The 24,828-nt window shown below is 73.4% G+C and carries 25 protein-coding genes; 16 read left to right on the top strand and 9 right to left on the bottom strand.

Annotated elements, in window-relative coordinates; all coding sequences use genetic code 11:
* Window positions 1-85 precede the first annotated feature (85 nt).
* Complete coding sequence (locus tag AB0G79_RS28340) at window positions 86-1,258, bottom strand: acetyl-CoA acetyltransferase (protein ID WP_360811306.1); 1,173 nt, start codon at window positions 1,256-1,258, stop codon at window positions 86-88.
* Between the two features lie 106 nt (window positions 1,259-1,364).
* Between AB0G79_RS28340 and AB0G79_RS28335 the strand changes: the two genes are divergently transcribed.
* Entirely contained in the window at window positions 1,365-2,639 is a 1,275-nt protein-coding gene (locus AB0G79_RS28335; protein ID WP_360811304.1) for an acyl-CoA dehydrogenase family protein, read from the top strand.
* Complete coding sequence (locus AB0G79_RS28330; RefSeq protein WP_360811302.1) at window positions 2,640-3,113, top strand: nitroreductase/quinone reductase family protein; 474 nt, start codon at window positions 2,640-2,642, stop codon at window positions 3,111-3,113.
* Between the two features lie 106 nt (window positions 3,114-3,219).
* Here the strand turns inward: AB0G79_RS28330 and AB0G79_RS28325 are convergent, their stop codons facing one another.
* Complete coding sequence (locus AB0G79_RS28325; protein ID WP_360811300.1) at window positions 3,220-3,867, bottom strand: TetR family transcriptional regulator; 648 nt, start codon at window positions 3,865-3,867, stop codon at window positions 3,220-3,222.
* 308 nt (window positions 3,868-4,175) lie between these two features.
* On the opposite strand from AB0G79_RS28325, the gene AB0G79_RS28320 reads away from it, so the two are divergent.
* Together AB0G79_RS28320 and AB0G79_RS28315 are read left to right on the top strand one after the other, a co-directional pair.
* On the top strand, window positions 4,176-4,973 hold the full coding sequence (locus AB0G79_RS28320; protein WP_360811298.1) for a VOC family protein: 798 nt from the start codon (window positions 4,176-4,178) through the stop codon (window positions 4,971-4,973).
* A gap of 138 nt (window positions 4,974-5,111) precedes the next feature.
* A complete protein-coding gene (locus AB0G79_RS28315) occupies window positions 5,112-7,517 on the top strand; it encodes a PQQ-binding-like beta-propeller repeat protein (RefSeq protein ID WP_360811296.1) in 2,406 nt (801 codons plus the stop codon).
* Here the strand turns inward: AB0G79_RS28315 and AB0G79_RS28310 are convergent.
* Entirely contained in the window at window positions 7,514-8,068 is a 555-nt protein-coding gene (locus AB0G79_RS28310; RefSeq protein WP_360811294.1) for a hypothetical protein, read from the bottom strand. The genes AB0G79_RS28315 and AB0G79_RS28310 overlap by 4 nt on opposite strands.
* Before the next feature lie 122 nt (window positions 8,069-8,190).
* On the opposite strand from AB0G79_RS28310, the gene AB0G79_RS28305 reads away from it, so the two are divergent.
* A complete protein-coding gene (locus AB0G79_RS28305; RefSeq protein WP_360811293.1) occupies window positions 8,191-8,781 on the top strand; it encodes a hypothetical protein in 591 nt (196 codons plus the stop codon).
* Here the strand turns inward: AB0G79_RS28305 and AB0G79_RS28300 are convergent.
* The 3 genes from AB0G79_RS28300 to AB0G79_RS28290 are packed head-to-tail and all read right to left on the bottom strand — an operon-like array spanning window position 8,747 to window position 11,136.
* Entirely contained in the window at window positions 8,747-9,532 is a 786-nt protein-coding gene (locus tag AB0G79_RS28300; protein ID WP_360811291.1) for an enoyl-CoA hydratase/isomerase family protein, read from the bottom strand. The genes AB0G79_RS28305 and AB0G79_RS28300 overlap by 35 nt on opposite strands.
* On the bottom strand, window positions 9,529-9,960 hold the full coding sequence (locus tag AB0G79_RS28295) for an OB-fold domain-containing protein (protein ID WP_360811289.1): 432 nt from the start codon (window positions 9,958-9,960) through the stop codon (window positions 9,529-9,531). Before AB0G79_RS28295 ends, AB0G79_RS28300 begins: the two co-directional genes overlap by 4 nt.
* Before the next feature lie 6 nt (window positions 9,961-9,966).
* Window positions 9,967-11,136 (bottom strand): lipid-transfer protein, encoded by a 1,170-nt coding sequence (locus tag AB0G79_RS28290; RefSeq protein WP_360811287.1) that lies wholly within the window; start codon window positions 11,134-11,136, stop codon window positions 9,967-9,969.
* Between the two features lie 81 nt (window positions 11,137-11,217).
* Here AB0G79_RS28290 and AB0G79_RS28285 point away from each other — a divergent pair, with 81 nt between their 5' ends.
* Genes AB0G79_RS28285 through AB0G79_RS28275 form a run of 3 tightly spaced genes read left to right on the top strand, consistent with a single transcriptional unit; the run spans window position 11,218 to window position 13,523 of the window.
* Complete coding sequence (locus AB0G79_RS28285; protein ID WP_360811285.1) at window positions 11,218-12,765, top strand: FadD3 family acyl-CoA ligase; 1,548 nt, start codon at window positions 11,218-11,220, stop codon at window positions 12,763-12,765.
* Between the two features lie 42 nt (window positions 12,766-12,807).
* Window positions 12,808-13,131: a hypothetical protein gene (locus AB0G79_RS28280; RefSeq protein ID WP_360811283.1), complete on the top strand. Its 324-nt coding sequence runs from the start codon at window positions 12,808-12,810 to the stop codon at window positions 13,129-13,131.
* Window positions 13,128-13,523 carry a hypothetical protein gene (locus AB0G79_RS28275; protein WP_360811281.1) on the top strand — a complete coding sequence of 132 codons (396 nt, stop codon included), beginning with the start codon at window positions 13,128-13,130 and terminating at the stop codon, window positions 13,521-13,523. The genes AB0G79_RS28280 and AB0G79_RS28275 overlap by 4 nt, the downstream gene beginning before the upstream one ends.
* On the opposite strand, the gene AB0G79_RS28270 is transcribed toward AB0G79_RS28275, so the two are convergent.
* On the bottom strand, window positions 13,511-13,849 hold the full coding sequence (locus tag AB0G79_RS28270) for a DUF2079 domain-containing protein (protein WP_360811279.1): 339 nt from the start codon (window positions 13,847-13,849) through the stop codon (window positions 13,511-13,513). The two genes, AB0G79_RS28275 and AB0G79_RS28270, sit on opposite strands and share 13 nt — an antisense overlap.
* Here AB0G79_RS28270 and AB0G79_RS28265 point away from each other — a divergent pair.
* The 4 genes from AB0G79_RS28265 to AB0G79_RS28250 all read left to right on the top strand — a co-directional run bounded on the left by AB0G79_RS28265 (window position 13,838) and on the right by AB0G79_RS28250 (window position 15,960).
* Window positions 13,838-14,260: an ATP-binding protein gene (locus tag AB0G79_RS28265; RefSeq protein WP_360811277.1), complete on the top strand. Its 423-nt coding sequence runs from the start codon at window positions 13,838-13,840 to the stop codon at window positions 14,258-14,260. The genes AB0G79_RS28270 and AB0G79_RS28265 overlap by 12 nt on opposite strands.
* 82 nt (window positions 14,261-14,342) lie before the next feature.
* Entirely contained in the window at window positions 14,343-14,879 is a 537-nt protein-coding gene (locus tag AB0G79_RS28260; protein ID WP_360811275.1) for a matrixin family metalloprotease, read from the top strand.
* A gap of 5 nt (window positions 14,880-14,884) precedes the next feature.
* Window positions 14,885-15,433, top strand: a complete 549-nt coding sequence (locus tag AB0G79_RS28255; RefSeq protein WP_360811273.1) for a hypothetical protein — start codon at window positions 14,885-14,887, stop codon at window positions 15,431-15,433.
* Window positions 15,434-15,546: 113 nt separating this feature from the next.
* Window positions 15,547-15,960 carry a VOC family protein gene (locus AB0G79_RS28250; RefSeq protein WP_360811271.1) on the top strand — a complete coding sequence of 138 codons (414 nt, stop codon included), beginning with the start codon at window positions 15,547-15,549 and terminating at the stop codon, window positions 15,958-15,960.
* Between the two features lie 234 nt (window positions 15,961-16,194).
* Here AB0G79_RS28250 and AB0G79_RS28245 read toward each other — a convergent pair whose 3' ends face one another.
* Together AB0G79_RS28245 and AB0G79_RS28240 are read right to left on the bottom strand one after the other, a co-directional pair.
* Window positions 16,195-16,440: a hypothetical protein gene (locus AB0G79_RS28245; RefSeq protein WP_360811269.1), complete on the bottom strand. Its 246-nt coding sequence runs from the start codon at window positions 16,438-16,440 to the stop codon at window positions 16,195-16,197.
* A 282-nt stretch (window positions 16,441-16,722) separates the two neighbouring features.
* Complete coding sequence (locus AB0G79_RS28240) at window positions 16,723-19,755, bottom strand: BTAD domain-containing putative transcriptional regulator (RefSeq protein ID WP_360811267.1); 3,033 nt, start codon at window positions 19,753-19,755, stop codon at window positions 16,723-16,725.
* Window positions 19,756-19,943: 188 nt separating this feature from the next.
* Between AB0G79_RS28240 and AB0G79_RS28235 the strand changes: the two genes are divergently transcribed.
* The 4 genes from AB0G79_RS28235 to AB0G79_RS28220 all read left to right on the top strand — a co-directional run bounded on the left by AB0G79_RS28235 (window position 19,944) and on the right by AB0G79_RS28220 (window position 24,217).
* On the top strand, window positions 19,944-21,161 hold the full coding sequence (locus AB0G79_RS28235; protein ID WP_360811437.1) for an amidohydrolase family protein: 1,218 nt from the start codon (window positions 19,944-19,946) through the stop codon (window positions 21,159-21,161).
* A gap of 106 nt (window positions 21,162-21,267) precedes the next feature.
* Window positions 21,268-22,188, top strand: a complete 921-nt coding sequence (locus AB0G79_RS28230; protein WP_360811265.1) for a TIGR03619 family F420-dependent LLM class oxidoreductase — start codon at window positions 21,268-21,270, stop codon at window positions 22,186-22,188.
* A gap of 19 nt (window positions 22,189-22,207) precedes the next feature.
* A complete protein-coding gene (locus AB0G79_RS28225) occupies window positions 22,208-22,969 on the top strand; it encodes a glucose 1-dehydrogenase (RefSeq protein ID WP_360811263.1) in 762 nt (253 codons plus the stop codon).
* A 123-nt stretch (window positions 22,970-23,092) separates the two neighbouring features.
* Window positions 23,093-24,217, top strand: coding sequence for an LLM class flavin-dependent oxidoreductase (locus AB0G79_RS28220; protein ID WP_360811261.1), 1,125 nt, complete (start codon window positions 23,093-23,095; stop codon window positions 24,215-24,217).
* Window positions 24,218-24,828: the final 611 nt, after the last annotated feature.

The following is a 24,828-nucleotide window of genomic DNA, read 5'->3' as shown; positions in this document are numbered from 1 at the left end:
CCGGGGTGCTCCCCTGCCCGCAGACATGACTATACGGATGTCCTACACGCTTGTCTATGACGTTTGTATAGATTCTGGCCGGGGGTCAGGACCGGCCCAGGACCACCGTCCCCGACGAGCAGAACCACCCGCCCGTCCCCGACGCCACCGCCAGCTCCGGCAGTGAGCCGTCCGCGCGCCTGACCTGGAGTCCCGGCGCCTCCCCGCGCAGCTGCCGCACCGCCTCGACCAGCAGGAACAGGCCCCGCATCCCCGGGTGGCAGGCGGAGAGGCCGCCGCCGTCGGTGTTCACCGGCAGCCGGTCCTTCTCCGCGAAGTACGCCCCGCCCTCGCCCTTCGCACAGAAGCCCAGGTCCTCCAGGGTCACCAGGGTCATGTAGGTGAAGGCGTCGTAGACCTCGGCGAGGTCGATGTCGGCGGGGGTGACCCCGGCCCGCTCGAAGGCGAGCCGGCCGCTGACCGCCGCCGGGGAGACGGTGAAGTCCTCCCACTCCGACATCGTGGTGTGCGAGACGTGCTCGCCCGTGCCGAGGACCCAGACCGGCGCCTTCCGGCAGTCCTTGACGTACTCCTCCGCGACGAGCAGCACCGCGCAGCCGCCGTCGCTGCGGATGCAGCAGTGCAGCTTGGTGAAGGGGTCCGCGATCATCGGGCCGTCGAGGACCTCGTCGACGGTGATCGGCTCGCGGAACATCGCCTCGGGGTTGAGGGACGCGTTCGCGCGCGCCTGGACGGCGACCTCGGCGAGCTGCTCCAGGGTCGTGCCGTACTCGTGCATGTGGCGGCGGGCGGCCATCGCGTACTTGGCGACGAGGGTGTGCCCGTGCGGGACCTCGAACTGGAGCGGGCCGCGGGAGCCGAAGGAGAGGTTCGCGGTGCGGCGCCGGGCCCGGATGTCGGCGCGCGCCGTGGAGCCGTACACGAGCAGGACCGCGTTGGCGTGGCCCGCCGCGATGGCGTCGGCGGCGTGTGCGGCCATGACCTCCCAGGTCGCCCCGCCGACGGCGGTCGAGTCGACCCAGCGGGGCCGCAGTCCGAGGTACTCGGCGACCTCGACCGGCGCGAGCGTGCCGAGGCCCGCCGAGGCGACGCCGTCGATCAGCGAGCGGTCGAGGCCGCTGTCCGCGAGGGCGCGCCGGGCGGCCTGGGCGTGGAGCGCGTACGGGGTGGCCTCGTCGACGCGGCCGCAGTCGGCGAGGGAGACGCCGACGACGGCGACGCGGCGGGGGCTGCGGGCGGTGCGGGCAGAGGCATCCATGAATCTGACGGTACATCAGATTGATTCAATCGGGACCGGCGCTTCTCTGGGCAACCGGCCGTGCTCAGCCCTAGCATGACGCACCGTCAGATACGGAGGGAGTCCCATGGACGCGCCCGACAGCACCTCGCTCGCCCCCGCGCCCACCGAGGAGCAGCAGGAGATCCGCCGCACCCTGCGGGACCTGCTCGCCGAACGGGCCGGGCCGCAGGAGAACCGCGCCGCCAGCGAGACCCCCGAGGGGTACGACACCGGGCTCTGGGCCCGGCTGTCCGGCACCCTCGGCCTCGCCGGGCTCGCACTCCCCGAGGAGTACGGAGGCGTCGGCCGCGGGCCCGCCGCACTCGCCCTCGCCTGCGAGGAGACCGGCCGCGCGCTCGCGCCCACCCCGCTCCTCGCCACGGCCGTGCTCGCCGCACCGCTCATCGCCGCCCTCGGCACCCCCCGGCAGCGCGCCGAACTCCTGCCGCGCATCGCCGACGGCAGCCTGACCTGCGCCCTCGCCGTCCCCGGCGGCGCCCTCGCGCTCGCCCTCGGCCTCACCGGCGACAACACGGCAGGCGCCTGGTCCGGCGGCGGCCGGGCCGGCGGAGTCCAGGCCCGCCCGGCCGACGGCGGCTGGCGGCTCTACGGGGAGGCCCCGCAGGTCATCGACGGACACAGCGCCGGGCTCCTGCTCGTCGCCGCCCACGCCGGCGGCTTCGCCCGGAGCCGCACGCTCCTCTTCCTCGTACGCGCCTCGGGGGAGGGGGACGGGGACGGGGAAGGGGCCGTCGGGACCGAGGGGCTCGTACGGACCAGGCTCACCACCCTGGACCCCACCCGCGCCCAGGCCACCGTCGAACTGCGCGACGCCGGGGCCGAGCTCCTCGGCGAGGAACCCGCCGACGTCCTCGGCGCCCTCGCCGCCACCGGCCGCACCGCGGCCGTCATGCTCGCCGCCGAGGCCGTCGGCGCCGCCGGGGCCGCCCTCGACCGGGCCGTCGAGCGGGCCGGCTCCCCACCGGGCCCCGCCGCCGCGCACCGCCTCGCCGAGCTCTACGCCCAGGTCCAGGCCGCCCGCTCGCTCACGTACGGCGCCGCGCGGGAGCCGGAGCCGGAGCCGGGGGCGGGACCGGGGGCGGTACCGGGAGCGGGACCGGGATCCCCGGCCGGGCCCGACGGCGGGCCGCTCGCGCTCGCCCACGCCCTGGAGGCGCTGCGCGCCACCGCGGCCGAGTCCGTCCACCTCCACGGCGGCGGCCCCGGCTCCGGCCGGGAACACGAAGCACACCGCTACGTCCGGAGGGCCGCGTCGGACGAACTGCTCTTCGGCCCCGCCCCACGACTGCGCGCCCGGGCGGCGGAACGGACCGGACTCCTCGGAGAGGTGGCGGCGTAGATGCCCGTCGGGTTGAAACTGATACAGAAGGTCTCGTCGACCCGGACGTTCGCCCGGGTCGCCCCGCACGTGATCCCCGCGATGGACAAGGCCGTCCACCGTCTGACCGGGGGAAAGGTGCTGATGAGCGCCCGGATGCTGCCGGGCGTCGTCCTCACCGCCCGGGGTGCCAGGAGCGGGCAGCCGCGCGTCACGCCACTCGCCTGCATGCCGGAGGGGGACGGGCGGTGGCTGCTCGTCGGCTCGAACTTCGGCCGCCCCGGACACCCGGCGTGGACCGCGAACCTGCTCGCCCATCCGGACGTCGAGGTCAACTGGAAGGGCGAGGACGTCCCGGTGCGGGCGGAGCTGCTGACGGGGGAGGCGCGGGCGGCGGCCTGGGAGGCGGCGCTGGAGTTCTGGCCCCCGTACGCCACGTACCAGGCGCGGATCGACCGGGAGATCCGGCTCTTCCGGCTGACCCGCAGACCGTAGGTCCGGATACGGCGACGCCGACGGCGGTCGCGCTTCCCGTGGGGGCGGGTGCGCACCGACGTCGGCGTCGACGACAGGACGGGTGAAGGAGCAGGGGAGGGGTGGGCTATCTGGTCGGCTTCTTGCCGGTGATGCCCAGGTGGACCAAGAGGGCCAGGTTCGGCTTGAGTTCGGCCTGCTTGACGCCCCAGGTCTGGAAGCCCTTCTGGTGGCCGGCGACCGAGGCCAGCATCGCCACCAGGGAGCCCGCCATGGCGGCCGGGTTGACCTCCTTGTCGACCTTGTTCTTGGCCTGGAGCTCCTTCACCGCGTCCGTCAGGGAGTTGGTGACCGAGTTCAGGATCTTCATGCGGATCTTGTAGAACCGCTTGTCCCCCTCGGCCGCGCCGAGGTCCACGACCCGCAGGATCGCGTCGTGCTTGCGCCAGAAGTCCAGGAAACCCTCGACGAGTTCCTCGGAGGTCTGCCAGCCCGCCTTGCCGACCCAGGAACGGCCGGAGACGAGCTCGGTCAACCCGGCTCCCTCCTTGGCCATTTCCTCCGCGATCTCGAGGACCGCGCCCTCGACGTCCGGGAAGTACTGATAGAACGTCGCGGGTGAAGTACCCGCCTTCCGGGCCACATCGATGACCTTGACGTCCCGGTAGGGCGAGGAGCTGAGCATCTCACCGAGGCAGTCGAGCAGCTTCTGCCGCGTCGCCTGGCCGCGTCGTCCGGCCACGCGGCCGTCGACGGTGCGTACTTGTCCTGTCATGCCGTCAGCTTACCGAGGGGCGATCTGCGCGCGATTCGGCCGAGTGCAAATGGGGTGCGACCCTGTTCGGCGGGCTTTCGCCGAGGTCGGGGCGGGTGCGGCGGCGCGGCGGTGAGGGGCGGCTTCCGGCCAGTGGCGACCGTCGGGTGACCGCCCTCACCCGAACAGACTTATGAACAGCCTGTGGACAAGCGCGGTGGACAATGCAGGCGGGGCAAGGGTTCCACCCTCGTAAATCGCTCACCAGTTCGCATTTCCGGGCGTTCGGCGGACGCGTGGACCGCCCCCTTCCGCCCTACCGTGAGCCCATGGCCGTACGTACAGAGGGCACCCCCTGCTGGGTGGACGCGCAGCTTCCCGACCTCGAAGCGGGCAAGCGCTTCTACGGCGAGCTCTTCGGCTGGACCTTCGACCCCGACCGGGACGACGCCCTCCTCGACGGCCGCCGCGTCGCGGGCCTCCTCCCCAAGCGCGACGGCCGCATGCCCACCACCTGGACCCTCTACCTCGCCACCCGGGACGCCGGCACCCTCGCCGAGCGGGTGAAGCTCGCGGGCGGACAGATGGTCATGGAGCCTTACCCCGTCGGCCCCTTCGGCGTCCTCGCCCTCGCCGCCGACCCCGGAGGCGCCGTCTTCGGCCTCCGCCAGTCCGGCGACGACGACGGCTTCGAGACGACCGGCACACCCGGAGCCTTCTGCTGGATGGAGGTCTACACGCGCCGCCCCGAGGCCGTCGACACCTTCTACGCCACCGTCTTCGGCTACCTCGGCCGCCAGATCGACCCCGCCGCGGAGGGCCGGAAACCCGGCTTCGACTACCGCGTCTGGTCGCCCCCGGGCTCCCGCCCCGGCGACGGCAGCGCCTTCGGCGGCCGGGCCGTCATCAGCGACGACTTCCCCGCCGCGATGCCCGGCCACGTCCTCGTCCACTTCGCCGTCGGCGACTGCGACGAGGCCTGCGCCACCACCGTCCGCCTCGGCGGCCGGGTCGCCACCCCGCCCTTCGACACCCCCCACGGCCGCATCGCCGTCCTCCACGACAACCAGGGCGCCCGCTTCGCGGTCCGCGCGGAACCGGCGAAGGAAGCCACCCGCGAGAGCTGATCCCGCGCCACTGATCCGCTGCCGATATGAGGTATGACACCCCGATCCGCCCCCGGGTTCGCAACCAGGCCCTCGGACAGGAAGAATCAGGGCCACGGGGCCGTACCCTCATGGCCCGTACGGGGAGGTGGCAGGCAAGTGGAACAGCTGACGCAGCACGACCCGAGACGTATCGGGCCCTTCGAGGTGCTGGGCCGGCTCGGCGCGGGCGGAATGGGCCTGGTCTATCTCGCGCGCTCGGCCTCGGGCCGGCGCGTGGCGATCAAGACCGTGCGCACGGAGCTCGCCGAGGACCAGCTGTTCCGGGTCCGCTTCACCCGCGAGGTGGAGGCCGCACGGGCCGTCTCGGGCTTCTACACGGCGGCCGTCGTCGATGCCGACCCGCGCGCCGCCGTGCCGTGGCTCGCCACCGCCTACGTTCCGGCGCCCTCCCTCGAGGAGATAGTGAACGAGTGCGGGCCGCTCCCGGCCCAGGCCGTCCGCTGGCTCGCCGCCGGCGTCGCCGAGGCCCTCCAGTCCATCCACGGAGCCGGCCTCGTCCACCGCGACCTCAAGCCCTCCAACGTCCTCGTCGTCGAGGACGGCCCCCGGGTGATCGACTTCGGCATCGCGTCGGGCGTCTCCAACACGCGCCTGACCATGACCAACGTCGCCGTCGGCACCCCGGCCTACATGTCCCCCGAGCAGGCCCGCGACTCGCGCAGCGTCACCGGCGCGAGCGACGTCTTCTCGCTGGGCTCGATGCTGGTCTTCGCCGCCACCGGCCACGCGCCCTTCCACGGCGCCAACCCCGTCGAGACCGTCTTCATGCTGCTCCGCGAAGGCCCCGACCTGGAGGGCCTGCCCGAGGAGCTGCGGCCCCTCATCGAGTCCTGCATGCAGACGGACGTCAGCCGCCGCCCCACCCCCGCCGACCTCCAGGCGCAGCTGGCCCCGCACCTCTTCGGCCCCGGCAGCGACGACAGCGGCACGGCATCCGCCTGGCTGCCGCCCCGCGCCACCGCCATGATCGAGGCCCGCCGCGGCGGCCGCCCCACCCCCGCCCCGACCGCGCCGCCGATGCCGCCGCGCCCGCCCCGCGAACCCGAGTGGGGCGGCGACCCGCGCTCCCCGGAGCCCGCCCACCTCGGCGGCCGGCACGCCGGACCCGCCGAGCACGCCGGCGGCGGCCCCGTCCGCCTCGGCGGCGGCACCGTGCCGATCGGCCCCGGTCCCCGCGTCTCCGACACCCGCGCCGCCGTCGCCGTCGGCCGCGGCGCCGACGCGGGCCACGCGACCGGCTGGGTCCGCCCGCCCGGCGGCGGCCCGCACGGCGCCGAGCCCGGCCCGATGCCGGGCGCCCGACCCGTCTCCGTACCGCCGCAGGGGGACGCGCAGCCGCTGCCCCAGCCCGCGCCGGAGCCCGGCCACTGGCGCCCGTGGCGCTTCCGCATGTCCAACGACGTGTGGGGCACCCCGGTCGTCGACGGCGACCTGCTCTACGTGACCTCCTTCGAGGTCCACGCCCTCGACACCGGAAGCGGCCGCCGCCAGTTCAAGACCCGGGACGTCGCCTGGTCGATGGCGGTCGCCTCCGGCCGCATCCACGCCTCCGACGGCCCCACCCTCTACGCCCTCGACGCGGCCGACGGCGCCGAGCGCTGGCGGCTGCACACCGACGCCTGGGTGTACTCCCTCCAGGTCGACCGCGGCACCGTCGTCACCGGTACGCGCGGCGGCGGCGTCCAGGGCTGGGAGGCCTCCAACGGCGCCAAGCTGTGGGAGATCACCGGCGCCCAGACCGACTTCGAGACCCCGGAGGCGGGCCCCGCCGTCCACGGCGACACCGTCTACGTCTGGCGCGACGCCCGGCTCCAGGCCCTCGACGCCCGCACCGGCGTGGAGCGCTGGTCGTACCCGATCGGCGACGCCGCCTCCTGCGCCAACGTCCCCGTCCGGGTCGCCCCCGCCGAGGACGGCTGCGTGTACGTCTCCGCCGGCACCCGCGTCCTGTCGATCGACATCGCCGCCGGGCACGTGCGCTGGCACTTCGAGGCGCCCGCCGTCTTCCTCTCCCCGCCCGCGTTCGCGCCCGGCCCGGCCGTCACGGGCGGCGGCGTGTACCTCTCCGACCACCTCGGCACGGTGTACGCGCTCGACGCCACCACCGGCCAGGACCGCTGGCGGATCGCCACCGAGCCGCGCCAGTCGTCCGAGCCGGTGCTCGTCGCCGACGGGAACATCCACGTCGGCAGCGGCAGCGCGCTCTACACGCTCGACGCCGTCACCGGCACCCCGCGGTGGAGGTTCGCGGCGGGCGGCGAGCTCGTCGGCTCCCCGGTCGTCGCCGACGGCCGGATCCACTTCGGCTCCGCCGACCACGTCCTCTACACCCTCGACGCGACCGGCGGCCAGCTCCGCTGGAAGCTCGCGACCGGCGGCGAGATCACCGGCTCGCCGGTGGCCAGGGGCGGGGTCGTGTACGCCTGCAGCAAGGACCGCTGCGTGTACGCGCTCGACGCGGTGAAGGGCACGGCGACGGGACGGGGCGCGGCGGCGCGCTAAGGCCTGCTGCCGGGGCCGTTCCAGGGCGGTACGGGGAGGGTCCGCGTCTCCCCGTCGTCGGCGTACGGCGGGTCGTCGAGCGTCGGGTGGGTCGGCCGGGGCTCCGGCGGATCCACCCGGTGCGCCCGGCGGGGCCTGCCCGACATGACGAGCGCGCCGAGCAGCATCAGGACCCCGCCGCCGAACGCGAGGGCGACCCCGTCGCCGAGCCCCCGGCCGTCGCCGGAGACGACGAGGCTGCCCTCGGCCTGCCCGACCCGGACCATCCAGAAGACCGTGAAGCCGAGGGTGACGAGCCCGGCGAGGGCGACGAGGAGCCGCGAGCGCAGGGCGACGCCGAGGACGGTGACGAGGGCGGCGAAGGCGAACGGCAGCAGGATCGAGGCGATGACCTCGGCCTTCACGTCCGTGATGCCGGTGCCGCCGGCGAACAGCTCGTCGATGGCGAAGACGCGGCCGAGACGGCCGTCGTACCAGGCACGGAAGGGGCTCCATACGGCGGCCGTCGCTCCGGCGAGGGCCAGGACCGAGCCGACGAGATTGCGGACCATCCGCCGGCCTCCTCCTCGTGTCCGACCTTCGCTCTCGACGCTACGCCGGGTGCGGGGGCCCCGCCATGCGGCCTCCGGGCCCGCCGGGTCTAGGGTGGCGCGCACACGACAGGGGAGGGGACATGGTGCGTACGCGCCTCAAGCTGGCGGCGACGCTCACGGTGGTGGTGCTCGCGCTGACCGGCTTCCAGACGGGCACGAGCGGCAAGAGCGGCAAGAGCAAGAGCAAGGGCGGCGGCTGCTCCAGCTCGAAGAAGAGCAACGACGACTACGACGACCACGACGGCTCGGGGAGCTACGACGGGTCCAACGGCTCGTCCACGGCCACGGCCTCGCCCGCTCCGAGCTCGGCGACCTCGCAGGTCGACGTCGTCGTGGTCGACTGCGTGAAGCCCGCGCAGAAGAAGCGGAAGGGCAAGCCGGCCCGCAAGGCGGACACCACGGCGACCCTGCGCATCAGCTCGCACGACGCGCTCGCCGGCACGTACGCGATCACGCTGGAGTTCAAGGGCGCCTCGGGCGCGGCGGTGGACTCCGTCGAGACCGTCGTCACCGTCGGGAGCTACGAGACGAAGACCTTCGAGGTCGCGATGAAGACCCCGAAGGCCGTCGACCGGGTGAGGAACTGCTGGATCTACGACGTGCGCAAGCAGGGCACCCCGACCCCCACCCCGTCGGCTACCGCGTCCGGTACCCCTTCCCCCGCCCCGTGAACAGGCCCGCCTGACGTTCCGGCGGCAGGTTCCCCAGCGTCACCAGGTGCGGTGCGTGGGACAGGGCCGGGGCGCGGGACGCCTCGGTGACGGACCAGAGAGCGCGGACCGTGCCCTGGACGGCCTCGGTCGGGTGGCCCGCGACGACGGTCGCGGCCCGGACGGCGGCCTCCAGGGCGCCGCCGGTCTCCGTGACCTCGCTGACGAGCCCCGTCTCGTACGCCCGCCGGGCCGAGATCCGTTCCGCGCTGCCCATCAGGGCCATCCGGGCGATCTCCCCGTACGGCATGCGCTGCGCCATGTGGATCGTCTCGAAGGCGCTGACCATCCCGTAGGTGGTGTGCGGGTCGAAGAAGGTCGCGTCCTCGCCCGCGACGACGAACTCGGCCTCGCCGATCAGGTAGAAGGCCCCGCCGCAGGCCATGCCCTCGACGGCGGCGATGACGGGTTTCCACAGGTCGTTCGCCTTGGGGCCGATCGCGAGGAGCGGGTCGTCGATCGTGTACGGGGACGAGGGCTGCGGGATGTCCGCGACGGCGTCCCGGTCGATGCCCGTGCAGAAGGCCCGGCCGCCCGCGCCGGTGACGACGATCGCGCGGATCTCGTCCTCGTACCGGAACCCCCGCCACACGGCGGCGAGTTCGCGGGCCATGTCGAGTGTGATCGCGTTGTGCTTCTCGGCCCGGTCGAGGGTGACGACGGCGACGCCGGTCTCCTTGTCCCGCTCGGTGCGGATCAGCGGGGCGCTCATCCGCGCTCCAGGAGCCAGCGGGGGACGGTCACGCCGTCGACCTCGGTGAAGGCGACCCGCACGGGTGCCCCGATGCGCAGCCGGCTCGCGTCGACCGAGTTCAGGGGGGCGTCGGGAGTGGCGACGACGTTGCCGACGAGCCGGATGAGGGGGGACTCGGCGAGTTCGACGAGGACCGCGTTGTAGCCGGGCTGGGCGGCGTAGTCGGGCAGGAGGGGCGGGTGGGGCAGGACGTACGACCAGATCCGGCCGCGCCCGGACATGAGCCGCCACTCACTGTCGAAGGAGCGGCAGTGCGGGCAGCAGGGGCGGGGCGGGAAGCGGAGCTCGCCGCAGTCGGGGGCCGCGCAGGCCTGGACGCGGAGCTCGCCCCGGGCGGCGTACTCCCAGAAGGGGGCGCCGTCGGTGTCGGCGACGGGTGTCAGCATGGTCGATCAGCTCCTGAGGAGGATGGCCGAGGTGGGGACGCCCTCGCCGGCCGTGACGAGGCAGGTGGAGGCGTCGGGGACCTGGGCGGTGGAGGTGCCGCGCAGCTGCTTCACGCCTTCGTTGATGAGGTTGAAGCCGTGGACGTACGCCTCGGAGAGCCCGCCGCCGCCGGTGTTGATCGGCAGTCGGCCGCCGATCTCCAGGGCGCCGCCCTCGGTGAAGGAGGCGCCCTCGCCGCGCTTGCAGAAGCCGTAGCCCTCCAGGGAGAGCGGGATGAGCGGGGTGAAGGCGTCGTAGATCTGGGCGACGTCGACGTCGTCGGGTCCGAAGTCGGCCTGCTTCCACAGGTGCCGGGCGGCGGTCCAGGCGGGGCCGGAGAGCGGGTCGTCGTTCCAGTAGTTGACCATGCCGTGGTGCTGCGAGGGCAGGCCCTGGGCGGCGGAGTGGACGTACACCGGCTTCTGGCGGCAGTCGCGGGCGCGTTCGGCGCCGACGATGACGCAGGCGAGGGCGCCGTCGGTCTCCAGGCAGTTGTCGAAGAGGCACAGGGGGTCGCTGATCCACCGGGCGGTCATGTACATCTCGCGGGTCAGCGGGCGTTCGTACATCATCGCGGCGGGGTTCTGGTTGGCGCGGTTGCGGCAGGCCAGGGCCACGTTGAAGAGGTGGTCGCGGGTGGCGCCGTACTCGTGCATGTAGCGGCGGGCGAGCATGCCGATCTCGTCGGAGGGGCGGAGCAGACCGAAGGGGCGGGTCCACTGGCCGGGGGTGGCGAGCTGGGTGGTGGTGTTGGTCCAGGGCCGGGGGCCGCTGCCCCGTTTCCGCGAGCGCCAGGCGACGCCGACGCCGGCCTGTCCGGTGGCGACGGCGGCGGCGAGGTGGCCGACGGTCGCGCAGGAGCCGCCGCCGCCGTAGCCGACCTTGGAGAAGAAGGTGACGTCGCCGGCGCCGATGGACTTGGCGACCTCGACCTCGTCGGTCTCCTCCATCGTGTAGGAGGCGAAGCCGTCGACCTCGGAGGGGTCGATCCCGGCGTCGTCGAGCGCGGCGAGGATGGCCCGGCAGGCGAGCGTCTTCTCGGTCTCGGGGAGCTGTTTCGCGAAGGCGGTCTGTCCTATGCCGACGATGGCCGTGGCGTCCTTGAGCACCGAGCCTCCTTCTGGAGCACTGGTCATCACTGCTGACAGCGCGTCAGGTTACAACTAATCTGACGGATAGTCAGCTACGGCGCTACAGGGAGGGTGGTGGGTGCGGTCATGCGCGGCGACCTGGAGTGGGGCACGATCCCCGGACTCGTACGGGCGGCGGCCGAGCGGTTCGGGGAGCGGGAGGCCGTCGTCGACGGCCGCACCCGCGTCTCGTACGCGGAGCTCGGCGAACGGGTCGAGCGGGCGGCCGCAGCCTGCGTCGCCACCGGGATACGGGCGGGGGACCGGGTCGCGATCTGGGCCCCCAACACCCTCGACTGGATCGTCTCGGCGCTCGGCGCGGTCACCGCCGGGGCCGTCCTCGTCCCCCTCAACACCCGCTTCAAGGGCACCGAGGCCGCGTACGTGCTCCAGCGCTCCCGCGCCCGCCTGCTCTTCGTCACCGGCACCTTCCTCGGTACCTCGTACGTGGCGTCCCTGCGCCGCTCCGGCGTCGAACTCCCCGACCTGGAAAGGGTGGTGGTCCTCGGGGACACCGCGCCCGACGAGGCGGGCTGGACGACCTGGAAGGCCTTCCTCGCCACCGGCGACCGGGTCCCGGCCGTCCGCGTCCGCGCCCGCGCCGACGCCATCGACCCCGGCGACCCCTCCGACGTCATCTACACCTCGGGCACCACCGGACACCCCAAGGGCGCCGTCATCGGCCACGCGCAGAGCCTGCGCTGCTACGAGATCTGGTCGGACCTCGCGGGGCTGCGCGAGGGCGACCGCTACCTCGTCGTGAACCCCTTCTTCCACACCTTCGGCTACAAGGCCGGCATCCTCGCGAGCCTCATGCGCGGCGCGGTGATCGTCCCGCAGCCCGTCTTCACCGTGGACACCGTCCTCGCCAACATCGCCGCCGAGCGCATCTCCGTCCTCCCCGGCCCGCCCACCCTCCACCAGTCGCTCCTCGACCACCCCTCCCGCGCGGCCCACGACCTCTCCACCCTCCGCCTCGTCGTCACCGGCGCGGCCGTCGTCCCCCTCAAGCTCGTCGAACGCCTCCGCACGGAACTCGGCGTCGGCACGGTCCTCACCGCGTACGGCCTCTCCGAGGCGAGCGGCATCGTCACCATGTGCCGCCGCGACGACGGCGACGAGACGATCTCCCTCACCTCCGGCCGCCCGATCCCCGGCACGGAGGTCCGCCTCTCGGAGACGGGCGAGGTCCTGGTCCGGGGCCACAACGTCATGCGCGGCTACTTCGAGGACGAGGCGGCGACGGCCGAGGCGATCGACGCCGACGGCTGGCTCCGCACCGGCGACATCGGCGTCCTCGACGCCTCGGGCAACCTCCGGATCACCGACCGCCTGAAGGACATGTTCATCGTCGGCGGCTTCAACGCGTACCCCGCCGAGATCGAACAGCTCCTCGGCCTCCACCCGGACATCGCCGACGTCGCCGTCATCGGCATCCCCGACCCGAGACTCGGCGAGGTCGGCAAGGCGTTCGCGGTACGGCGTCCCGGGGCGCGGGTCACGGCGGACGACCTGATCGCCTGGTCGCGGCGGGAGATGGCCAACTACAAGGTGCCGAGGCAGGTCGAGTTCGTGGACGAGCTGCCTCGGAACGCGAGCGGGAAGGTGGTGAAGGGGGAGTTGCGGGGCCGCTAGCCTTGTGATGTGGATCACTCCACCGATGGTATGGTAAGCGGTATGGCAACGAAGAAGTACACCGTGACGCTTCCCGAGGAACTGGCCGAGGAGATCCGCGCGAAGGTCGGACCCGGCGAATTCAGCGCGTACGTCACGCAGGCCATACAGCGGCAGCGGGAGCAGGACCGGCTGGGGGAGCTGGTGGCCTGGATGGTGGAGGAGAACGGGCCACTCACGGACGAGGAGCGGGCCGCCGCAGACGCGGAGTTCCGTGAGAACGAGCGGTGGCACCGTGAGCGGGAAGCCCGCGAGATCCGGGAGCGCGCCGAGGCCGCCCTCCCGGAGGCCCCCACCCCTGCGGAGCGACAGGCCGAAGCCGCGTGACCAACATCTGTTACGTCCTGGACAGCGAGGGCCTGTCCAGGGCGGCGGCGCGCGACCGCCTGACCCACGCCCGCCTCGACAGGGCACACCAAGGTGGCGCCCGCGTCATGACGAGCTCCATGACGCTGATCGAGGCGCACCACGACAAGATCCCCATGGCTTCATGGAAATGGATGCTCTCCCGTGTCGTGGTCGTTCCCGTCACGGAGGATGTCGCGAATGACGCCATCGAACTGCTGCGCAGCACCGGCCTCCACGGCCACAAGTACGCCATCGACGCGGCGCTCGCGGTGATCGCGGGGCGCGAGAGGGGACACGTGACCGTGTTCACCTCCGACGTGGACGACATGACCAAGCTCTGCCCGCCCCACGTGCGGATTCAGCCCGTCTGACCCGCCCGTCGCGCCAGCACCACGACCCCCGCCTCCTCCCGCACCACCCGCCACCCGGCCCGGTCGGACGCCTGCCGCAGCACCCGCCCGACCGCACCCGCCGGCCACGCCTCCGCCCGGTCCGCCACCAGCCACTCCACCGCCGGGCGCCGGTCGAGGACCCCGTCCGCGACCAGGTGCACCGTCGCCCGGTCCGTCAGGTGCGGGGCGAGGCTGTTGCTCGCCGCGACCCGCGCCCCGTCCGGCACCAGCGCCACCGGTCGACCGCGACGGCCGGGGAACCCGTCGACCTGGCGGCGCTCGCCGAGGACCTGGTGCGCGAGCACCAGCACCTGCCGGACGCGACCGGTCTCCTCCTCACCTGCGAGGCTCCCGCCCCGGCCCTCGTCCACGGCAACGCGACCCGCCTGGAGCGACTGCTCCGCAACCTCCTGGCGAACGCGTGCCGTCACGCGGAGACGGGGGTCGGGGTGACCGTCACGACCCGGGGCTCCGCCGTGGAGCTGACGGTCACGGACGACGGCCCCGGCATCCCGCCGGCCGACCGCGCCCGCGTCTTCGACCGCTTCACCCGGCTCGACGCCTCCCGCACCCGCGCCTCGGGCGGCGCGGGCCTGGGCCTGCCGATCGCCCGGGACATCGCCACGCACCACGGCGGCACGCTCACGATCGAGGACGCGGCGCGCGGGGCGCGCTTGGTGGCCCGTTTCCCGGCGGGCGCTCGCCCGTCCGGATGAGGCCCGGCGTATCGGCCGCTCCGCGACCCGGACCCGTGGCTAGGCTCCGAGGCCCGGTACCGGATCGTGCGAGGAGTCGTCCATGCGGGCAGGTGGGTCGCTCGCGGCGGCTGTCGTGCTGGCGTGGGGACTGCTGCTGAGCCCCCACGCCCGGGCGGCCGTGGATCCCGCGCCGTGCGTCGCGGGGGAGTCCGAGACGCGCGGGGACTCCAGCGTGGACGGCGGGGAGCTGCGCTGGGAGGACGACAGCAAGTACAACGACGCCCTGACCTGGGCCAACAAAGCGTGGTCCCTGGGGCTGGTGACGATCGCCGCCGACGGGGCCGGGAACGTCAACGACCTGGAGTGGCGGGACTACTCGAAGGCCGACGGGCACGGCGGGTACTGGCAGGGCAAGCCGGGGGTGGACTACATCTACCTGAACTCCTACTACCTCGACGGGCGTTACAAGGACAAGCAGTCCCGCCGTCACGTCGCCGTCCACGAGCTCGGCCACGCCCTCGGGATGTGCCACAAGCCTGACACCTGGGCCTCCGTGATGTGGACGGAGGTCGTCGACAACCCGCCTACGGAGCCGACGCGGCGCGACGAGGCGAACTACCGCAAGCTGTGGAGATGACGGCCATGACCACGAGTCCGCGGCGGACCGCCGGTCTCGTCCTCGCCGGGGCGCTCGTCCTCGGCGCCACCACGTGGGCGGCGGCGCGGGCCTTCACCGACGACCCCGCGACCGCGCGCGGCCCCGTGCACGCCCTCTGCCTGCCGGACCTCTCGCGGGACGCGTACGTACCGGCCGCGATGAGCCACCTCGCGTACGTCACCGTGGAGGAGGCCACCGGTTTCGAGGCGGACGCCGACGGGGGTTCCGGCGGGATCCAGCGCGTCCGGCTCCGCGTCCTCACCCCCCTCAAGGGCGAGGTCCCGGCCTCCCTCACCCTCGGTCAGGGCGTGGGGGTCGACGCCCGGGGGCGGTACACGAGCCACGATCCGCTCTACCCCGTCCTCGTCCCCGGCGAGGCGTACGTCGTCGGCTACAGCCCCGATCCCGCGTACGGGGACGGCTACACCCGCTACGCGAAGCGCGAACCCGCGTCGGCCGTCCCCGGCTGGACCGCCCACGTCACGGCGGGGCAGGTCGCCCCCGTCGGCGCGGAGTGCGCGGAGGGCGCCTGAGCGGGGCGGTGGGCGCGGGGCGGCAGGTAGGGGCGGCAGGTGAGGGGTCGGCTGTCCGCGCCTCTCCGCTTATCCTCGCCTCTCCGCATGGAGCAGGGAAGGGATCGGTCCGTATGAACGCGACGAACGTCTTGGCCTACGACACCACGGAGGCGACCTCGCCCTTCGGGCTCGGCCTGCACCACGTGCAGCTGAGCCTGCCCGTGGGCGAGGAGGAGGTGTGCCGGCGGTTCTACGTGGACGTGCTCGGCATGACGGAGATCCGGAAGCCCCCGGTGCTCGCCGCCCGCGGCGGACTGTGGGTGCGGTCCGACGCGCTGGAGATCCACCTCGGTGTGGAGGAGGACTTCCGCCCGGTCCTCAAGGGCCACCCCGGCATACTCGTCGCCGAACTCGACGCGCTCGCCGAGCGGCTGACCGGGCGCGGGGTCGAGGTCACCTGGGACGGCAACTTCCCGGGGTACCGGCGCTTCTACGTGGCCGACTGCCACGGCAACCGGCTGGAGTTCCTCAGCCCGGAGAGCTGATCGGCCGGGCGGGTGTGCCGAAGGGGGCCGGGCAGCTGCCCGGCCCCCTTCGCGGTGGTCCGTGTCGCGTCGCGCACGGGTCGTACCTGACGGATTCCCCCCGGTCCCCGTCGGCGTCCCCCGACCCCGTGTGCTCCCCCGTCGACCGGACCGCCTCCCCCCGTTCGGCCCCGGCGGCTCCCCCGATGGCGCCGCCGCGGCCTCTCCCCGTCGGTACTGGTCCGTGGGTGCCGGCTACTTGGCCGGCTCGGTGGTGGCGTGCATGTCCATCGTGGTGAGGGACTCGTCCTCGTGGCCACCGGTGATCTTCTCGGTGATCGCGTCGACCGCCGGCTCCGACGTGGCGTGCATGTCCTTCGTGGTGATGGACTCGTCCGCGCCGCCCGTGATCTTGCCGGTGATGGTGTCGAGCGCCGGCTCGGAGGTGGCGTGCATGTCCTTGGTGGTGATGATCGGGTCCTGCTTGATCGGGTCGGTCATGCTCGTCAACTCCTGCGTGTGATGTCCGAGATGTGAGGAGATTCGCCCAACTGTTCCCCCGTGGACGGCTGGACGAATCTCCGGGGCCGATCACCCTAGTACTCAGGAGGCATTGGCCCGCATCCGGCGATCCGCCTGCCCCCCGACGCGGCGGCTCGTCGTCATGGAAGAAGCATGCCGAGCGGCGATAAACGAACGATGAACGTGCTGGTCAGAGGGGTTTCAGGCCCCCCAGGCCCCCCGGCCCCAGGCCCCCCCCGGCCCCCGGCCCCCGGGCTCCCGCTACGCGGCCGTCGCCGGTGAGAGCAGGGCCCGTACCTCCGCCGCCTCCGGGGCGTCGAGCTCCTCGAAGATGCCCAGCGCCTCCTGCCAGCAGACCAGCGCGCGGCCGGTCTGGCCGATGCCGAAGAGCGCGCGGCCGAGGACCGTGAGGACGTTGCCCCGGCGCCACTCGCCGCCGATGCCCCGCAGGACCGTCAGGGCCATCTCCGCGTTCGCCGCCGCCTGGGCGTGCCGGCGGGCCGCGAGGTCGACCTCGCTGAGCCGGAAGAGGGTCATCCCCTCCCACAGCCGCTGCCGGCTGTCGGCGAAGACCGCGAGGGCCTCCCGGAGCTGCTCCGAGGCCGCCGCGAGCTGGTTGTCCTGGGTGAGGGCGAGGCCGAGCGCGTACCGCCCGTTGGCGCCCCGCAGTGCGTGCCCCATCGCGTCGTAGATCGCCGTGCCCTGGCGGGCCAGGGCTATGGCGCTCGACGTGCGGCCCATGGCCAGGTGGATGCGGGAGAGGTTGCAGAGCGCGCTCGCCTCGCCGGGCTCGTCCCCGATCCCGCGGAACCGCTCGATCGCCTCGGTGAGGTACTCCTCGCCCTCCTCGTACCGGTTCTGGTAGAGCGCGATGATGCCCCGGGCGTTGGCCGACCAGCAGGCGGGCACCGGGTCGTCGGCGCGGTTCGCGACCGGCAGGGCGAGCTCGGCGTCGCGGTCGGCCTCCTTGAAGCGGCCCGCCGTGTGGTGGACGCCGGCGAGCACCATCAGCGCCCGCCCCTCGGCCCTGGGGTCCCGGTGGGTGCGCGCGGCGTCGCGGACGACGGCGCCCGTCGCCTCGAACTCCCGCGAGTTCGCCCCCGACTCGCCGAGGTCGAGCGAGGCCCACAGCAGGTCGACGCCCCGCCGCAGGGTCGCGGGGGAGGCCGCCGACTGGCGGACGGCCGCCAGGAGGCAGTTCGCCTCGGCGTACAGCCAGTCCTGGGCCTCGTGGCGGTCGGTGAAGGACAGGCCCTCGTGCGCCGTCGGCTCCAGGTGGTCCACGAGGCGGTCGCCGGGGCGCTCGATCGCGTACACCCGCGCCGCCGTCGACAGGTAGAAGTCCAGGAGGCGGGAGAGCGCCGCCTCCTTCTCCGACGGGGGCTGCTCGTCGCGGTCCACGCACGCGCGCGCGTACAGCCGGACCAGGTCGTGGTACCGGTAGCGGCCGGGCGCCGCCGACTCGACGAGGGAGGTGTCGACCAGCGCCTCCAGGAGGTCCTCCGTGTCCCACAGCGGCAGGTCGAGCATCGCGGCGGCCGCCGCGAGCGAGATGTCCGGGCCGTCCGCGAGGCCGAGGAGGCGGAAGGCGCGGGCCTGCGCCGGCTCCAGCTGCCCGTAGCCGAGTTCGAAGGTCGCCTTGACCGCGAGGTCGCCCGCCTGGAGCTCGTCGAGGCGGCGCCGCTCGTCGGCGAGCTTCGCGGCGAGAACGGACACCGTCCAGGTGCGGCGCGCCGCGAGCCGCGAGGCCGCGATGCGGATCGCGAGGGGCAGGAAACCGCAGGCCGCGACCACGTCGAGGGCCGCCTCCCGCTCGGACCGCACCCGTTCCTCGCCGACGATCCGGGTGAAGAGCTGGAGCGCCTCCTCCGGCGACATCACGTCCAGGTCGACGAGGTGCGCGCCCGCCAGGTCCACCATCCGGATCCGGCTCGTCACCAGCGCCGCGCAGCCGGCCGTGCCGGGCAGCAGCGGGCGGATCTGGGCCGCGTCCCGCGCGTTGTCGAGGAGGACGAGGACCCGGCGGCCGTCGAGCGTCGAGCGGTACAGCGCGGCCCGGTCCTCCAGGGCGTCCGGGATCGCCGAGTCCGGCGTGCCGAGGGCGCGGAGGAAGGAGCCGAGGACGGTCTCGGGCGAGGCGGCGCGGTTGCCCGCGCCCTGGAGGTCCACGTAAAGCTGGCCGTCCGGGAAGTGCGGCCGGGCCTCGTGCGCCACGTGCACGGCGAGCGTCGTCTTGCCGACGCCGCCGATGCCGGCGAGCGCCGACACGGCCATGACGTGCCCCTCGGCGGTCGCGAGGCGTGCGCCCAGCTCCCGTACGAAGGCGGCGCGGCCGGTGAAGTCGGGCACGGTCGCCGGGAGTTGGGCGGGGCGTGCGGCGGGTGCGGCGGCCGGGGTCTCGGGCTCCTCGACGGGGCGGGCCAGTTCGGCGTCGCCCTGGAGGATGCGCTGCTGCAGCCGGGAGAGCTCGGGGTTCGGGTCGACGCCGAGCTCGTCGGCGAGGAGCCTGCGGGTGTCGGCGTACACCGCGAGGGCCTCGGCCTGCCGGCCGGCCCGGTAGAGCGCGAGCATGAGCAGCTCGCGGAGCCGCTCGCGCAGCGGGTGCGCGGCGGTGAAGGCGGTCAGCTCGGAGACGGCCTCCGCGTGCGCGCCGACCTCCAGGTCGATGTCCAGGCGGGTTTCGAGGAGCGTGAGCCGCCACTCCTCCAGGCGGACCCGCTGCGCCTCGGCGTACGGCCCGGGTACGGAGGCGAGGACCTCGCCGTCCCACAGGGCGAGGGCCTCGGCGAGCCGGGTCCGGGCGCCCGCCCGGTCGCCGGCGGCCCGCAGCCGCTCGGCCTCGGCGGCGAGGTCCTGGGCGGTGAGGAGGTCGAGGGCCTTGGTGCGCAGGGCGTAGCCGCCGGACTCGCTGACGAGGACCTTCGGGTCGAGCGCCTTGCGGAGCCGGGACGCGTACGTCCGTACGGCCGCGAGGGCCTGCGAGGGGGGCTCCTCGCCCCAGAGGGCGTCGATCAGCTCGGAGGCGGTGGCGGTGCGTCCGCCGCGCAGGAGCAGGGCGGCGAGGAGGGCGCGCTGCTGGGGCGACCCGGTGGGCAGGGCCTCGTCGCCGCGCCAGGCGCGGACGGGTCCGAGCACGCCGAAGCGGAGCCCGTCGCCCGGGGCGGTGCCGTCGGCGGGCGCGCCCGTGCCCGTGTCCGTACGCGTGCGGGTACTCGTGTCCATGCTCGCGTCGGCGTTCTTCCCCGCCTCCGGAGTCCGCTGTGCCGGAACTCGCGGCCCGTCCTCACGGTCCATAGCTCCCCCTGCCCGTACCGCTGGTTTCGCCCCTCACAGTCTGCCTTGTCCGGAGGGGCGCCGTCAGCATGGGGTCGTCCGGGAGCGACCCGGGGGGCGCGTCCGGAGAGCCCGTGCGGGACGGGTCTTGTGCGGTCCGACAGCTGACGGGCCGTCAGATCAACGCTACCGTGAAGGCCATGGAGACCATGGAGAGCTTCCCGAAGATCATCTCGGTGGACGACCACACCGTGGAGCCCCCGCACGTCTGGCGGGACCGGCTCCCGTCCCGCTTCCGCGACACCGGCCCCCGGATCGTCCGCGCCCCCCTCAAGGAGATGACCTTCCTCGGCGGCAAGTTCGCCCCGGTCATGGGCGCGAAGGGCGACGACGGCCCCATCGGCGACTGGTGGGTCTACGAGGACCTGCACCGCCCCCTCACCCGCCTCGACACCGCCGTCGGCTACGACCGCGACGAGATCAGGCTCGAGGTCATCACCTACGAGCAGATGCGCCCCGGCTCGCACTCCGTCCCCGACCGGCTCGCCGACATGGACGTCAACCACGTCCAGTCGGCCCTCTGCTTCCCCACCTTCCCGCGCTTCTGCGGGCAGACCTTCACCGAGGCGGGCGACCGCGAGCTCGGCCTCCTCTGCGTCCGCGCCTACAACGACTGGATGGTCGAGGAGTGGTGCGGCCCCGAGGCGCACGGGCGGCTCATCCCGCTCACCCTCATCCCGCTCTGGGACCCGGAGCTCGCCGCCGCCGAGGTCCGCAGGAACGCGGCGCGCGGGGTGCGGGCGGTGGCCTTCTCGGAGATACCGCCGCACCTCGGGCTCCCCTCCGTCCACACCGACCACTGGGACCCCTTCTTCCGCGCGTGCGACGAGACCGGCACGGTCATCGCCATGCACATCGGCTCGTCCAGCCGCATGCCGTCGACCTCGGCGGACGCCCCGCCGGCGGTCGGCTCCACCATCACCTTCGCGAACTGCTGCTTCTCGATGGTCGACTGGCTGATGAGCGGCAAGTTCGAGCGCTTCCCGAACCTGCGGATCATGTACGCGGAGGGCCAGATCGGCTGGATCCCGTACATCCTGGAGCGCGCGGACGTCGTCTGGGAGGAGAACAGGGCCTGGGGCGGCGTCGCCGACAAGGTCACCCGCCCGCCGTCCGAGCTCTTCGCCGAGCACGTCTTCGGCTGCTTCTTCGACGACGCCTTCGGGCTGAGGAACCTGGACGCGATCGGCGCCGGGAACGTCCTCTACGAGACGGACTACCCGCACTCCGACTCCACCTGGCCCAAGTCGCGCGAGGTCGGCGAGGCGCAGATGGGCCACCTGGCGCCGGACGTCGTCGACCGGATCGTGCGGGGCAACGCGATCGACCTTCTGGGGCTGAGCCCGGAGGGCCTCTGGGTGCCGTAACTCCCCGGCGCCGGTGGGCGCCCGACCCTTGTCTGATGAGCCGTCAGGTACGAGCATGGCCCCGTCCGCTCATACCTGACGACTCGTCAGCTCAAGGGGGTTCCTCATGGTGGTCTACGGAATGCAGCTGCCGGTCCAGTCGCAGTCCGTCCTCTACGCCGAACCCTGGGAGGCGGACGCCGGGCCCGCCGACCTGCTCGCCGTCGCGCGGGCCGCCGAGGAGCACGGGTTCGACTACATCGCCGGCTGCGACCACGTCGCCATCCCGCGCCGGCTCGCCGCCGGCATGAGCACCGTCTGGTACGACCCGGTCGCCACCCTCTCCTTCCTCGCCGCCGCCACCGAGCGCGTCCGGCTCCTCTCCCACGTCGCCGTCGTCGGACTCCGGCACCCGCTCGTCACCGCCAAGGCCTACGCGACCCTCGACCACCTCTCCGGGGGCCGCCTGGTCCTCGGTGTCGGCGCCGGGCACGTCCAGGAGGAGTTCGAGACGCTCGGCGTGGACTTCGCCCGCAGGGGCGCCGTCCTCGACGAGACCATGGACGCCCTCCGGGCGGCGCTCGGGCCGGAGGAGTACCCCGAGCACCTGGGCGAGCGGTTCGCCTTCAAGGACCTGGGCCAGCTGCCCCGGCCCGCGCAGGAGCGGGTGCCGCTCTGGGTCGGCGGCTCCTCGCCGGCCGCCGTGCGCCGGGCCGCGCTCAAGGGCGACGGCTGGCTCCCGCAGGGCGACCCGCGCGACAGGCTCGCCGCGCAGATCCAGAAGCTGCTGCGGCTCCGCGCCGAGGCCGGGATCGCCGCGCCGATCACCGTCGGCGCCATCACCGAGGCCCTGTACGTCGGCGCCCCCGGCTGGGAGGTCGGCCGCCGCACGCTGCACGGCGCCCCCGAGGAGCTCGCCGCCTCGCTGCGCGCGTACGGGGAGATGGGCGTCCACCAGATCCAGGTGCGGTTCCGCTCCCGGAGCCGTGCCGAACTCATCGACCAGATGGCGGCCTTCGGCACGGAGGTCGCCCCTCACCTCTCGTGACGGGAACAGGGGTACGGACATGGGCAAGCTCGACGGACGGGTCGTCCTCGTCACCGGTGCGGCGCGCGGGCAGGGCGAGCAGGAAGCGCGGCTCTTCGCCGCCGAGGGGGCGAAGGTCGTCCTCGCGGACGTCCTCGACGACGCGGGCGAGGCGCTCGCGAAGGAGCTGGGGGAGGGGCGGGCGGCCTACGTCCACCTCGACGTGACCAGCGAGGGGGAGTGGGCGGCGGCGGTGGCCGCGGCGAAGGAACGGTTCGGGAAGATCGACGGGCTCGTCAACAACGCGGGCATCCTCCGCTTCAACGAGCTGCTCTCCACGCCCCTGGAGGAGTTCCAGGCGATCGTCTCGGTCAACCAGACCGGCTGCTTCCTCGGCATCCGCACGGTGGCGCCCGAGATCGCGGCGGCCGGCGGCGGGACGATCGTCAACACCGCCTCGTACACGGGCGTCACCGGCATGGCCGGGGTCGGCGCGTACGCGGCCAGCAAGCACGCGGTGCTCGGGCTGACCCGGGTGGCGGCGCTGGAACTGGCGGCGAAGGGGATCCGGGTGAACGCGGTCTGCCCCGGCGCGATCGACACCCCCATGAGCAACCCGGAGGGCGTCGACCCGGCGGCCACGGCGGAGCTGTACCGCGGGCTCGTGCCGCTGGGGAGGATCGGGCGGCCGGAGGAGGTGGCCGCGCTCGCGCTGTTCCTGACGGGGGAGGACTCGGCGTACATCACGGGCCAGCCGTTCGTCATCGACGGCGGCTGGATGGCGGGCGTCAAACTCCTCTGAGCATCCCTGACGGTGCGTCAGGTAGTGGACCACCGGGTATTGACCGCGATCGCTTCGCGGTGCAACAGTCGAGCCACCAGAAATCTGACGGAACGTCAGATACGACGAGGACGGTGAACCCCCTTGGAATTCGGGATCTTCGTACAGGGATACGTCGGCAAGCGCGCCGAGACCGATCCCGAAGCCGAGCACAAGGCCCTCATGGAGGAGACCGAGTACGTCATCCAGGCGGACAAGTCCGGGTTCAAGTACGCCTGGGCCTCCGAGCACCACTTCCTGGACGAGTACTCGCACATCTCGGCCAACGACGTGTACCTCGGCTACCTCGCCCACGCCACCGAGCGCATCCACCTCGGCTCCGGCATCTTCAACCCCCTCGCCCCCGTCAACCACCCGGTGAAGGTGGCCGAGAAGGTCGCCATGCTCGACCACCTCTCCGGCGGACGCTTCGAGTTCGGCTCCGGACGCGGCGCCGGCTCCCACGAGATCCTCGGGTTCATGCCGGGCATCACCGACATGAACCACACGAAGGAGATCTGGGAGGAGACGATCGCCGAGTTCCCCAAGATGTGGCTCCAGGAGGAGTACGTCGGCTTCCAGGGCAAGCACTGGTCCCTGCCGCCGCGCAAGATCCTCCCCAAGCCGTACGGGAAGTCCCACCCCGCCATGTGGTACGCGGCCGGGTCCCCGTCCTCGTACGCCATGGCCGGCAAGAAGGGACTCGGCGTCCTCGGCTTCAGCGTGCAGAAGGTCTCCGACATGGAGTGGGTCCTGGAGTCCTACAAGTCGGCGATCAAGGAGGCCAAGGCGGTCGGCGACTTCGTCAACGACAACGTCATGGTGACGTCGACGGCGATCTGCGCGGAGACGCACGAGAAGGCCGTCGAGATCGCGGTCGGCGGCGGACTGAACTACCTCCAGTCCCTCCTCTTCCGCTACCACGACACCTTCCCGCGGCCCGAGGGCATCCCGGAGTGGCCCGAGCTGCTCCCCGAGTACTCGGCCGAGATCATCGAACTCCTCATCCAGGAGGAACTGATGATCTGCGGCGACCCGTCGGAGGTCCTCGCGCAGTGCAAGCGCTGGGAGCAGGCGGGCGCGGACCAGCTCTCCTTCGGCATCCCGATCGGGATCTCGTACGAGGACACGATGAACTCGATCAAGCTGATCGGCGAGCACGTGATCCCGAAGATCGACACGGACCCGGTCCACCGGACGACGCGGTTCCGGCAGGGCGCGGGGTCCTGAGCCGGACGGGGGTTCCGGGGCGGGGCGGTCCGGGCCGCGCGGGCAGGGGACGCCTGCGGCGGGCCTTCACCCCACCCCGCCCCTTCCCGAAACCGGGGGCACACCCCCGGACCCCCGTACGGCCTGCGGCCGCGCCCTCAAGCGCCGGGCGGGCTCGGATTTCCCGCCCTGCGGGCGGAAAATCCAGCCCCGCCGGCGGCCCCGAACGCGTCAGCCTGTCGGGCGTCTGCGGACCGGGGGGCTGGGCGAAGCCCCGGCACTCCAGCCGGGTCGGCGCTTGGGGCGCGGGGTCGGGGGCGGAGCCCCGGAATGCATCAGCCCGTCGGGCGTCTGCGGACCGGGGGCCTGGGCGAAGCCACGGACCCCCAGCCCCGCCGGCGGCTCCGAACGCGTCAGCCCGTCGGGCGTCTGCGGACCGGGGGGCTGGGCGAAGCCCCGGCGCCCCAGCCTGGCCGGCGCTTGAGGCGCGGGGTCGGGGGCCGCGCCCGGCGCGCGGGGACCGGGGCCCGGGGCGGAGCCCCGGTTTCGGGAAGGGGCGGGGTGGGGTGAAGGCCCCGCGCAGCGGCCCGCCCCCCCCCCCCGGGGGGGGGCCCCGCCCCCCCCCCCGCCCC

Source organism: Streptomyces sp. NPDC020807, assembly GCF_040641575.1.
In the GTDB taxonomy this organism is placed as follows: domain Bacteria; phylum Actinomycetota; class Actinomycetes; order Streptomycetales; family Streptomycetaceae; genus Streptomyces.
This window is presented reverse-complemented; position numbering and strand designations above follow the sequence as displayed.

Coding starts and splice junctions, on each gene's coding strand:
- AB0G79_RS28235 (WP_360811437.1), top strand. CDS start 19,944: ATGGAGAGCTTCCCGAAGATCATCTCGGTGGACGACCACACCGTGGAG.
- AB0G79_RS28250 (WP_360811271.1), top strand. CDS start 15,547: ATGAACGCGACGAACGTCTTGGCCTACGACACCACGGAGGCGACCTCG.
- AB0G79_RS28285 (WP_360811285.1), top strand. CDS start 11,218: ATGCGCGGCGACCTGGAGTGGGGCACGATCCCCGGACTCGTACGGGCG.
- AB0G79_RS28290 (WP_360811287.1), bottom strand. CDS start 11,136: ATGACCAGTGCTCCAGAAGGAGGCTCGGTGCTCAAGGACGCCACGGCC.
- AB0G79_RS28330 (WP_360811302.1), top strand. CDS start 2,640: ATGCCCGTCGGGTTGAAACTGATACAGAAGGTCTCGTCGACCCGGACG.
- AB0G79_RS28260 (WP_360811275.1), top strand. CDS start 14,343: ATGCGGGCAGGTGGGTCGCTCGCGGCGGCTGTCGTGCTGGCGTGGGGA.
- AB0G79_RS28300 (WP_360811291.1), bottom strand. CDS start 9,532: ATGAGCGCCCCGCTGATCCGCACCGAGCGGGACAAGGAGACCGGCGTC.
- AB0G79_RS28240 (WP_360811267.1), bottom strand. CDS start 19,755: ATGGACCGTGAGGACGGGCCGCGAGTTCCGGCACAGCGGACTCCGGAG.
- AB0G79_RS28295 (WP_360811289.1), bottom strand. CDS start 9,960: ATGCTGACACCCGTCGCCGACACCGACGGCGCCCCCTTCTGGGAGTAC.
- AB0G79_RS28320 (WP_360811298.1), top strand. CDS start 4,176: ATGGCCGTACGTACAGAGGGCACCCCCTGCTGGGTGGACGCGCAGCTT.
- AB0G79_RS28335 (WP_360811304.1), top strand. CDS start 1,365: ATGGACGCGCCCGACAGCACCTCGCTCGCCCCCGCGCCCACCGAGGAG.
- AB0G79_RS28325 (WP_360811300.1), bottom strand. CDS start 3,867: ATGACAGGACAAGTACGCACCGTCGACGGCCGCGTGGCCGGACGACGC.
- AB0G79_RS28340 (WP_360811306.1), bottom strand. CDS start 1,258: ATGGATGCCTCTGCCCGCACCGCCCGCAGCCCCCGCCGCGTCGCCGTC.
- AB0G79_RS28280 (WP_360811283.1), top strand. CDS start 12,808: ATGGCAACGAAGAAGTACACCGTGACGCTTCCCGAGGAACTGGCCGAG.
- AB0G79_RS28255 (WP_360811273.1), top strand. CDS start 14,885: ATGACCACGAGTCCGCGGCGGACCGCCGGTCTCGTCCTCGCCGGGGCG.
- AB0G79_RS28245 (WP_360811269.1), bottom strand. CDS start 16,440: ATGACCGACCCGATCAAGCAGGACCCGATCATCACCACCAAGGACATG.
- AB0G79_RS28310 (WP_360811294.1), bottom strand. CDS start 8,068: ATGGTCCGCAATCTCGTCGGCTCGGTCCTGGCCCTCGCCGGAGCGACG.
- AB0G79_RS28225 (WP_360811263.1), top strand. CDS start 22,208: ATGGGCAAGCTCGACGGACGGGTCGTCCTCGTCACCGGTGCGGCGCGC.
- AB0G79_RS28305 (WP_360811293.1), top strand. CDS start 8,191: ATGGTGCGTACGCGCCTCAAGCTGGCGGCGACGCTCACGGTGGTGGTG.
- AB0G79_RS28230 (WP_360811265.1), top strand. CDS start 21,268: ATGGTGGTCTACGGAATGCAGCTGCCGGTCCAGTCGCAGTCCGTCCTC.